10 protein-coding genes and 1 pseudogene are annotated in these 8951 nt (G+C 66.2%); 5 read left to right on the top strand and 6 right to left on the bottom strand.

All coding sequences use genetic code 11. The annotated features are described in order from the left end of the window. The coding region (locus G3N93_RS28025) for an SDR family NAD(P)-dependent oxidoreductase (RefSeq protein ID WP_206134415.1) at window positions 1–594 on the top strand (594 nt) is incomplete at its 5' end. Window positions 595–657: 63 nt separating this feature from the next. On the opposite strand, the gene G3N93_RS28020 is transcribed toward G3N93_RS28025, so the two are convergent. Next, window positions 658–1500, bottom strand: coding sequence for a SirB1 family protein (locus tag G3N93_RS28020; protein WP_174941464.1), 843 nt, complete (start codon window positions 1498–1500; stop codon window positions 658–660). 8 nt (window positions 1501–1508) lie between these two features. After that, window positions 1509–3059 (bottom strand): murein biosynthesis integral membrane protein MurJ, encoded by a 1551-nt coding sequence (gene murJ / locus G3N93_RS28015; protein ID WP_174941462.1) that lies wholly within the window; start codon window positions 3057–3059, stop codon window positions 1509–1511. A gap of 305 nt (window positions 3060–3364) precedes the next feature. On the opposite strand from murJ, the gene rpsT reads away from it, so the two are divergent. Then, complete coding sequence (rpsT, locus tag G3N93_RS28010) at window positions 3365–3637, top strand: 30S ribosomal protein S20 (RefSeq protein WP_039368270.1); 273 nt, start codon at window positions 3365–3367, stop codon at window positions 3635–3637. Between the two features lie 156 nt (window positions 3638–3793). Here the strand turns inward: rpsT and G3N93_RS28005 are convergent, their stop codons facing one another. Continuing rightward, window positions 3794–4114 carry a DUF3579 domain-containing protein gene (locus G3N93_RS28005; RefSeq protein WP_034178852.1) on the bottom strand — a complete coding sequence of 107 codons (321 nt, stop codon included), beginning with the start codon at window positions 4112–4114 and terminating at the stop codon, window positions 3794–3796. Between the two features lie 413 nt (window positions 4115–4527). Here G3N93_RS28005 and argF point away from each other — a divergent pair, with 413 nt between their 5' ends. After that, on the top strand, window positions 4528–5457 hold the full coding sequence (argF, locus tag G3N93_RS28000) for an ornithine carbamoyltransferase (RefSeq protein ID WP_043190066.1): 930 nt from the start codon (window positions 4528–4530) through the stop codon (window positions 5455–5457). An 87-nt stretch (window positions 5458–5544) separates the two neighbouring features. Here argF and murB read toward each other — a convergent pair whose 3' ends face one another. Further along, on the bottom strand, window positions 5545–6594 hold the full coding sequence (murB, locus tag G3N93_RS27995; RefSeq protein WP_174989576.1) for a UDP-N-acetylmuramate dehydrogenase: 1050 nt from the start codon (window positions 6592–6594) through the stop codon (window positions 5545–5547). A gap of 137 nt (window positions 6595–6731) precedes the next feature. On the opposite strand from murB, the gene G3N93_RS27990 reads away from it, so the two are divergent. Further along, window positions 6732–7217 (top strand): YajQ family cyclic di-GMP-binding protein, encoded by a 486-nt coding sequence (locus G3N93_RS27990; RefSeq protein WP_043190069.1) that lies wholly within the window; start codon window positions 6732–6734, stop codon window positions 7215–7217. Window positions 7218–7296: 79 nt separating this feature from the next. Here G3N93_RS27990 and plsY read toward each other — a convergent pair whose 3' ends face one another. Together plsY and ybaK are read right to left on the bottom strand one after the other, a co-directional pair. Then, a complete protein-coding gene (gene plsY, locus G3N93_RS27985) occupies window positions 7297–7935 on the bottom strand; it encodes a glycerol-3-phosphate 1-O-acyltransferase PlsY (protein WP_011352999.1) in 639 nt (212 codons plus the stop codon). A gap of 108 nt (window positions 7936–8043) precedes the next feature. Beyond that, complete coding sequence (gene ybaK, locus G3N93_RS27980) at window positions 8044–8535, bottom strand: Cys-tRNA(Pro) deacylase (RefSeq protein ID WP_027789278.1); 492 nt, start codon at window positions 8533–8535, stop codon at window positions 8044–8046. On the opposite strand from ybaK, the pseudogene G3N93_RS42520 reads away from it, so the two are divergent. After that, a pseudogene (locus G3N93_RS42520) lies at window positions 8526–8951 on the top strand (hypothetical protein); the annotation flags it as partial. The gene ybaK and the pseudogene G3N93_RS42520 overlap by 10 nt on opposite strands.

Below are 8951 nucleotides of genomic sequence, written 5' to 3'. Positions count from 1 at the left end.
TGTGACGTGTCGAGCGAAGCCGACGCGCAGGCGGCCGTCAGCGCGGCGACGCGCGCGGGCACGCTGCGCGGCCTCGTGAACTGCGCGGGCATCGCACCCGCCGCGAAGACCGTCGGCAAGGACGGCGCGCATCCGCTCGACGTGTTTGCGAAGACGATCAACGTGAACCTCGTCGGCACGTTCAACATGATCCGGCTCGCGGCCGCCGCGATGGCCGCGACCTCACCGACCGCGGACGGCGAACGCGGCGTGATCGTCAGCACCGCGTCGGTCGCCGCGTTCGACGGGCAGATCGGCCAGGCCGCGTATGCGGCATCGAAAGCCGGCGTCGCAGGCATGACGCTGCCGATCGCGCGCGACCTGTCGCGCAGCGGCATCCGCGTGATGACGATCGCGCCCGGCCTGTTCGAGACGCCGATGCTGCTCGGCATGCCGCAGGACGTGCAGGACGCGCTCGGCGCGATGGTGCCGTTCCCGCCGCGACTCGGCAAACCAGCCGAATACGCGCTGCTGGTGCGCCAGATCGTCGAGAATCCGATGCTCAACGGCGAAGTGATCCGCCTCGACGGCGCGATCCGGATGCAACCGAAATAGGCACAAAAAAACGCCCGCAGCGCGGGCGTTTTTCATTCAGGGTTCCAACCGCACGGCGGCGGCTCAGTCCTCGCCGTCGCGCTGCATCCGCTGCCGCAATTCGGTCACCTGCGACTCGACGACGGTGGCGTCGTCCGCGTCCGGCCGCTCGCCGAGATACTGCTCGAGATCCTCGAGCGCGGGGCGCAGGTAATCGAGCCGCGCATACGCGAAACCGCGGTCGCGGACTTCGTCGAGGTGCTCGGGCAGCAGGATCACGAGCCGCTGCTGCACCGCGAGCAGCCGCTGCCAGCGTTCCGTCTGAAGATAGATCGTCTTCAGGTTGCGCAGCATCCGCGCGATGATCTCGCGGCTCGTCGCCGGCTGCAGCAGCGCGCGCAATGCGCTGTCGACCGCCCCGGCCGCACGCGCGACGTACGGCTCGAGCATCTCGACCATCTCGGCTTCGGACAGCGAATGGCCGTTGGCCGGATCGATGATCAGGTCGCCGTCCGGCAGCGTGACGCGCAGCAGGAAATGACCGGGAAACGACACGCCGCGCGCCGGCACGCCGATCTGCTCGGCGAGCTCCAGGTACAGCACCGACAGCGAGATCGGGATCCCGCGCCGCCGCTTCAGCACGGCGTTCAGGTGGCTGTTATCGGGGTCGTAGTAGTCGTTGTGATTGCACGCGAAGCCGAGCTCGCGGAAGAAGAAATCGTTCAGTGCGGCGACGCGGCCCTTCAGGTCCGCATCGTCCGTGAACCGCCGGCTCAACCGCGCCGCCAGCATGTCGAGTTCGGCCAGCGTGCCCTGCAGGTCGAGGTCGGGATACGCGTCCTGCGCCAGCGACAGCGCCGCTTCCGTGACGGGCAGGCTGTCGTCGTCTGCCACGAGCGTGCTGAAGTAGTCGAGGACGCGGGTCATTGCGGTCGTCACTTGGCGCGCCTTCTGAAATAAGCGTATTTGAAGCCCATCACCCACAACATACCGAAATATAGTGCAGCGAACACCACGAGGCACGCGGCCATCAGCGCGATGCGATCGAGCGGCTGCGCACGCATCCCGGTCCAGTCGAAGCTGATCGACAGCCAGTGCATCAGGCCGGCGAGCACCAGCGCCGCGCCGATCAGCTGCACGAAGAAGCGCAGCCAGCCCGGCGACGGCTGGTAGATGCCGCGCTTGCGCAGCCCGATGAACAGCAGCAGCGAGTTCAGGCACGCGCCGACGCCGATGCTCAGCGTCAGGCCCGCGTGGCCGATCAGCGGCACGAACACGTAGTTCGAGATCTGCGTGACGATCAGCACGCCGATCGCGATCTTCACGGGCGTCTTGATGTCCTGCTTCGCATAGAAGCCGGGCGCGAGGATCTTGATCAGGATGATGCCGACGAGGCCGATCCCGTAGGTCGCGAGCGCGCGCGCGACCATCGTGACGGTATGCGCGTCGAACTTGCCGTAGTTGAACAGGGTCGCGGTAAGCGGCGTCGCGAAGAAGAACAGCGCGAGCGCGCTCGGCGCCGCGAGCAGGAACGTGACGCGCAGACCCCAGTCGAGCAGCGCCGAATACTCGTGCGAATCGGCATCGACGTGCGCCTTCGACAGGCTCGGCAGCAGGATCGTGCCGAGCGCGACGCCGAGCAGCGCCGTCGGGAATTCCATCAGGCGGTCGGCGTAGTTGATCCACGACACGGCGCCCTGCCCGAGCCGCGATGCGATGTTGGTGTTGATGATCAGCGACAGTTGCGCGACCGACACCGCGAACGTCGCGGGCACCATCTTCGCGAGCACGCGCTTCACGCCCGGGTGGCGCAGCGCGCGCAGCGGGTTGAGGCCGATCAGCGGCACCATGTCGATCTTCTTCAGGCCCGGCAGCTGCACGAGGAACTGCAGCACGCCGCCGACGATGACGGCCCAGGCGAGCGCGTACACCGGCACCTTCAGGTGCGGCGCGACGAACACGGCCGCGGCGATGAACGCGACGTTGAGCAGCACCGGCGCGAACGCGGGCAACGAGAAGCTCTTGTACGTGTTCAGCACGCCGGAGGCGAGCGTCGTCAGCGAGATGAACACGATGTACGGGAACATGATCCGCGTCATCGTGACCGCGAGCGGAAACGCCTGCCCGTCGGTGTGCAGGCCGGATGCGACCGCGAACACGACCCACGACGCACCGACGATCCCGAAGACCGACAGCACGGCAAGCGCCCACGCGAGCACGGTGGACATCGCGTCGACGAGTGCTTTCGTCGCGTCGTGCCCCTGCTGGTTCTTGAACTCGGCGAGGATCGGCACGAACGCCTGCGAGAACGCGCCTTCGGCGGACAGGCGGCGCAGCAGGTTCGGGATACGGAAGGCGACGTAGAACGCGTCGGTGTATTGACTGGCACCGAACGCACGGGCGATCAGTGTCTCGCGGGCCAGTCCGGTCACGCGCGACAGCAGCGTGAAGCCGCTGACCGTCAGCAGGGCTCGGAATAGATTCATGGGGCGCTTATTATACGGACGTTGCGCGACCCGGCCAGCGGCCGATGCCGAAAAGCACCCACGCGTTCGACGCCCTGCTCGGCGGGTGTCACGTTGAACTTGCCACGCGCTTGATTTTGTTGCTATAATCGCCGGTTTCTGGGCTCGTACATGCACGGCAACTGCCGTTTTCATGTCCTTGCCTCGGTTAAAATCACCGTTTTTTTATGCGCCCCTGGGCAATCGTTCTCAGGGGACGGATCGAAAAGCAGCGCTTGGCCGTCTAGGCTCCAAGCTCTGGAAACAGGACAGGATAAGGAACCGTCATGGCTAACTCCGCACAAGCACGCAAGCGCGCCCGCCAGGCCGCGAAGGCAAACTCGCACAACTCGGCGCTGCGCTCGAAATTCCGTACCGCGATCAAGGCTGTTCGCAAGGCAGTCGACGCCGGCGATCAGGCAAAGGCTGCAGAGCTGTTCAAGTCTGCCGTCAAGACGATCGACACGATCGCCGACAAGAAGATCGTTCACAAGAACAAGGCCGCTCGCAGCAAGAGCCGCCTGGCCGCAGCCGTCAAGGGCCTGCAGGCAGCAGCGTAAATCCGGTGCGCCCGCTCACGCGGGCGTTCCTGTTTCCTGCGATCGCAAAAAAGCCCGCCTAGGCGGGCTTTTTTGTCGTCTGTCGCCGGCGCATCATGCCATGCCGACGAACAGTTGCCAGGGCGGGCGCGGCAAGCGCCCACGCCCGTGCCGGCATCACTTCTTCGCGCCGTAGTCCGGCAGTTCACACGCCTCGGTGACGACGAGGTTGTTGTCCTTCGCGAAATTCAGCACGAAATCGAACGCCATCGGCTCGATATCGCGCAGCCGGGAATCGAGGATCACGCATTTCAGGTCGCCGAGCATCGTCGGACGCACGTAGAGCGAATACTTGAGGCGTGCGTTCGGCCCGCTCGCCCCCGGCCCGAAGCAGGCCATCACACCGGCCAGACGTTCCGACCAGTCGCTCGGGCGAAACTTTTTCCCGTCTTTCGTGATGCCCTGGATGAAGAATTCGGTCGGAGGGGTTTCAGCCATGTGGTTACCCAAGTGACGGCCCGGCGATGTCCAGGCAACGGCGCCTGGATACGCGAACACAAAGCTGAAACGGACGGCGGCACAAGCATTCCGATATCCCGAAAACGGGACGTCGACGCGCGCCACCGGCGGACTGCACCGGATTTGTGCAGCGCACGGCTTGTGTCCGGCAGAGCGCGAGGAGGCTTGCCTGCCGGGCTGGAGAAAACTTTCGAATTATACCGCAGCGCGCCATCGCGCGCCGTCCCGACACCCCTCCTCCTGCACCGCTTGCCGCACGCCGCGATCGTGCCCCGCTTCCCTCCGCGGCTCGTCAAAGCACAGAAAATCCTTTATGCTGCTTTGAGTTATCCACACCCGACGGCGGCGCCGTCCGGCCTTGCTGCCGGGTGCAACCCGCCGTATTTCGCTTCATGACCGCCAAAACCATTCGTCACTACCTGCAGTTCAAGGATTTCTCGCTGGAAGACTACGAGTACGTGCTCGAACGCACGGGTATCCTGAAGCGCAAGTTCAAGAACTACGAGACCTATCACCCGCTGCACGACCGCACGCTCGCGATGATCTTCGAGAAGAGCTCGACGCGCACGCGCCTGTCGTTCGAAGCCGGGATCTTCCAGCTCGGCGGCCACGCCGTCTTCATGAGCACGCGCGACACGCAGCTCGGCCGCGGCGAACCCGTCGAGGATTCCGCGCAGGTCATCTCGCGAATGGTCGACATCATCATGATCCGCACGTTCGAGCAGGAGGTCATCAAGCGCTTCGCGGACAATTCCCGCGTGCCGGTGATCAACGGCCTGACGAACGAGTACCACCCGTGCCAGGTGCTCGCCGACATCTTCACGTACTACGAGCATCGCGGCCCGATCGCCGGCAAGACCGTCGCGTGGGTCGGCGATGCGAACAACATGCTCTACACGTGGATCGAAGCCGCGCAGATCCTCGGCTTCAAGCTCCGCCTGTCCACGCCGCCCGGCTACGCGCTCGACATGAAGCTCGTGTCGCCCGACAGCGCGCCGTTCTACGAGGTGTTCGACGATCCGAACGAAGCGTGCAAGGGTGCCGACCTCGTCACCACCGACGTGTGGACGAGCATGGGCTTCGAGGCCGAGAACGAAGCCCGCATGCAGGCATTTGCCGACTGGTGCGTCGACGAGGAAATGATGGGCCACGCGAACCCGGACGCCCTCTTCATGCACTGCCTGCCCGCGCACCGTGGCGAGGAAGTGACGGCCGGCGTGATCGACGGCCCGCAGAGCGTCGTGTGGGACGAAGCGGAAAACCGCCTGCACGTGCAGAAGGCACTGATGGAGTTCCTGCTGCTCGGCCGCCTCAAGCACTGACGCGCCGGAACGCACACACGTAAAAAAAGCGCCGATCGACGATCGGCGCTTTTTGTTTGGCGCGCGGAAAACGGCGCGGCACCCGCGTTACAGGCAGACCGGTTCCGCCTCCAGCTCAACGCCGAATTGCGCACGCACGTCGGCCTGGATCGCCTGCGCGAGCGCGAGCACGTCGGCGCCCGTTGCGCCGCCGCGATTGACGAGCACGAGCGCCTGGCGGTCGTGCACGGCCGCCGCGCCCAGCGCGCGCCCCTTCCAGCCGCAGCGGTCGATCAGCCAGCCGGCCGCGAGCTTGACCTGCCCGTCCGGCTGCGGATATGACACGATTTCTGGCGCGCGGGCGCGCAGCGCATCGAACTGCGCCGCATCGATCACCGGATTCTTGAAGAAACTGCCCGCGTTGCCGAGGACGAGCGGATCGGGCAGCTTCGCGCGACGGATCGCGACGACCGCGTCGAACACGTCGCGCGCCGTGGCCGCATCCGCTGCAATGCCTCGGGCGTCGAGTTCGCGCGTGACATCCGCGTAGCCGAGCCGCGGCGTCCATTGCTTCGGCAGCCGGAACGTCACCGACACGATCGCAAACCGGCCGCGCCCTTCCCGCTTGAAGAAGCTGTCGCGGTAGCCGAACGCGCAGCGCGCGGCGTCGAAGCGCTCGCTGCGCCCCGTCGCCAGCTCGACCGCGACCAGCGAGTCGAAATACGCCTTCATTTCGAGGCCGTACGCGCCGATGTTCTGGATCGGCGCGGCGCCGACCGTGCCCGGAATCAGCGCGAGGTTCTCGAGGCCCGCCATCCCGTGCTCGAGCGTCCATGCGACGAATGCGTGCCAGTTCTCGCCGCCGCCGGCCTCGACGTACCACGCGTCGTCGTCCTCGCGCACGACGCGGCGGCCCGCGATCTCGTCGAGCAGCACGACGCCGTCGAAATCGCGCGTGAACACGACGTTGCTGCCGCCGCCAAGCACCAGCTGCGGCAGGTTCGCGACGCGCGGGTCGCGATGAAGCGCCTCGAACTGCGACGCATGCGTGATGCGCGCGGCGAAGCGCGCGGTCGCGGCGATGCCGAACGTGTTGTGCGCGGCGAGCGGATGGTCGGGAAGCAGCGACAGGGTGGAATCGTCAGGAGGCATCGGCATTCGCGGTCACGTCCACCCGGGTGGCACATGGCCGGCCTTGGGCAAACGGAGGGGCATCGGTAAAATGGCAAACAGTCCGCAATTATAGCGAGTGCCCGCGCGCGAGCCGGGTGCCCGCATCTCAAGGGAGGAATGCCATGCCATCGTTCGACGTCGTTTCCGAAGCGAACATGATCGAAGTAAAGAACGCCATCGAGCAGTCGAACAAGGAAATTTCGACGCGCTTCGACTTCAAGGGCTCCGACGCGCGCGTCGAGCAGAAGGAACGCGAGCTGACGCTGTTCGCCGATGACGATTTCAAGCTGGGCCAGGTCAAGGACGTGCTGATCAGCAAGCTGGCCAAGCGCAACGTCGACGTGCGCTTCCTCGACTACGGCAAGGTCGAGAAGATCGGCGGCGACAAGGTCAAGCAGATCGTCACCGTGAAGAAAGGCGTGACCGGCGATCTCGCGAAGAAGATCGTGCGCCTCGTGAAGGACAGCAAGATCAAGGTGCAGGCGAGCATCCAGGGCGACGCGGTGCGCGTGAACGGCACGAAGCGCGACGACCTGCAGAGCGTGATCGCGATGCTGCGCAAGGACGTGACCGACACGCCGCTCGACTTCAACAACTTCCGCGACTGATCGCCGGACGATCCGTCACGTCATCCTGCCGGGCCCCGCACACGCGGCGCGCCCGGCATGCGGCCAGCGCCGCACTTCCTCAGGCTTTCCCGCCGTCCTGCGCGCCGCCGTCAGCGGCCGCCTTCTTCTTGTCGCCGATCCGGCTCTCCTGCCCCGCCAGCAGCTTCGAAATGTTGCCGCGGTGACGCCACACGAGCAGCACGCTCATCGCGAGCACGGCCCACGCGACCGGGTTGTGGCCCGTGCCGAACAGGAACACGTCGAACACCGGCGCGAACACGGCCGCCACCAGCGCCGCGAGCGACGAATAGCGGAAGAAGAACGCAACGATCAGCCAGGTCAGCGCGGTCGCGAGCCCGAGCACCGGATGCACGGCGAGCAGCACGCCGGCCGCGGTCGCGACGCCCTTGCCGCCCTGAAAGCGGAAGAACACCGGATACAGGTGGCCGAGGAACACGGCGATCGCGACCCATGCGACCGCGACGTCGGGCAGCCCCAAGTGCCGGGCGAGCCAGACGGCGATCCAGCCCTTGAACGCGTCGCCGACGAGCGTCAGGATCGCGGCCTTCTTGTTGCCGCTGCGCAGCACGTTGGTCGCGCCGGGATTCTTCGACCCGTACGAACGCGGGTCGGCCAGGCCCATCGCGCCACTGACGACGACGGCGAACGACACCGAACCGATCAGGTAGGCAACGAGGGCGGCGAGCAGGATCTGCATGCGGAGGACTCTTCTTTCAACGTATCGGTAAAGGGACGGCTGCGCGCGGCACGCCGAAACGGCGCCCATTCTACCGAACGCGCGCGGCCTGCCACGAAGGTGAAACCCTCAGTCAACACTGGCGCACTGCACGGGCTGCGCGCCGAGCAGCGACGTGAGCACGGCCGGCGCGAGGCTGACGAGGTAGCCGCGACGCCCGCCGTTCAGGTAGATCGTCGGCAGTTCGAGGATCGTCGCCTCGACGTAGACGGGCATCGTCTTGCGCGTGCCGAACGGCGACGTGCCGCCGACGAGATAGCCGGAATGGCGGTTCGCGACCTCGGGCTTGCACGGCTCGACGCGCTTCGCGCCGATCTGCCGCGCGAGGTTCTTCGTCGACACGGTGCGGTCGCCGTGCATCAGCACGATCAGCGGCTTCGCGTGTTCATCTTCCATCACGAGCGTCTTCACGACGCTGTGCTCGTCGACGCCGAGCTGGCGCGCCGATTCACCGGTGCCGCCGTGCTCGACGTAGTCGTACGGGTGTTCGCCGAACGCGACGCCGTGGCGGCGCAGCAATTGGGTGGCTGGGGTTTCGGACACATGCCTGGATTTGCTCATGGCGGCATTTTAATGGTGAACGACCGGCGGGCGCGCGATTACGCCCTCGCACCGGCGGTATACTCGCGGCCCGTTTTTCGCCGGGCGGCCTGCTGCGGCGCCGCAATGATTCCTTCCATCATCATTGCGGACAGCGCGAAGCGCTATTGCCCGAATGGCCGATTGTGGCGCACGCGCCGTCATGGCACGATCGTTCGCCAACCTCGTCAGCCGCCGCCCGCCCCTTTTCTGGAGACGCCATGTCCTCGTCCCCCCGTTCTTCCGAGCCGCTCGACGTCGACGCACTGCTCGCCGCGCTGCCTCGCCGCATCGCCGACGTGCCCGCACGCTGGGCCGCGCTCGCACCCGCGCACCCGGCGCTGATCGAGGACGCGCGCCGCCTGTCGTACGGCGATCTGTCGCGGGCCGTCGATGCG

Origin of the sequence: Burkholderia sp. Se-20378 (assembly GCF_017104665.1) — a bacterium.
Taxonomy (GTDB): domain Bacteria; phylum Pseudomonadota; class Gammaproteobacteria; order Burkholderiales; family Burkholderiaceae; genus Burkholderia; species Burkholderia lata.
Note: the sequence above shows the minus strand (reverse complement) of the source record. Positions and strands in the feature narration are given on the sequence as shown.

Excerpts from the sequence above, each read along its gene's own strand:
- G3N93_RS28020 (WP_174941464.1), bottom strand. The coding sequence starts at position 1,500 with ATGACCCGCGTCCTCGACTACTTCAGCACGCTCGTGGCAGACGACGAC.
- murJ (WP_174941462.1), bottom strand. The coding sequence starts at position 3,059 with ATGAATCTATTCCGAGCCCTGCTGACGGTCAGCGGCTTCACGCTGCTG.
- rpsT (WP_039368270.1), top strand. The coding sequence starts at position 3,365 with ATGGCTAACTCCGCACAAGCACGCAAGCGCGCCCGCCAGGCCGCGAAG.
- G3N93_RS28005 (WP_034178852.1), bottom strand. The coding sequence starts at position 4,114 with ATGGCTGAAACCCCTCCGACCGAATTCTTCATCCAGGGCATCACGAAA.
- argF (WP_043190066.1), top strand. The coding sequence starts at position 4,528 with ATGACCGCCAAAACCATTCGTCACTACCTGCAGTTCAAGGATTTCTCG.
- murB (WP_174989576.1), bottom strand. The coding sequence starts at position 6,594 with ATGCCGATGCCTCCTGACGATTCCACCCTGTCGCTGCTTCCCGACCAT.
- G3N93_RS27990 (WP_043190069.1), top strand. The coding sequence starts at position 6,732 with ATGCCATCGTTCGACGTCGTTTCCGAAGCGAACATGATCGAAGTAAAG.
- plsY (WP_011352999.1), bottom strand. The coding sequence starts at position 7,935 with ATGCAGATCCTGCTCGCCGCCCTCGTTGCCTACCTGATCGGTTCGGTG.
- ybaK (WP_027789278.1), bottom strand. The coding sequence starts at position 8,535 with ATGAGCAAATCCAGGCATGTGTCCGAAACCCCAGCCACCCAATTGCTG.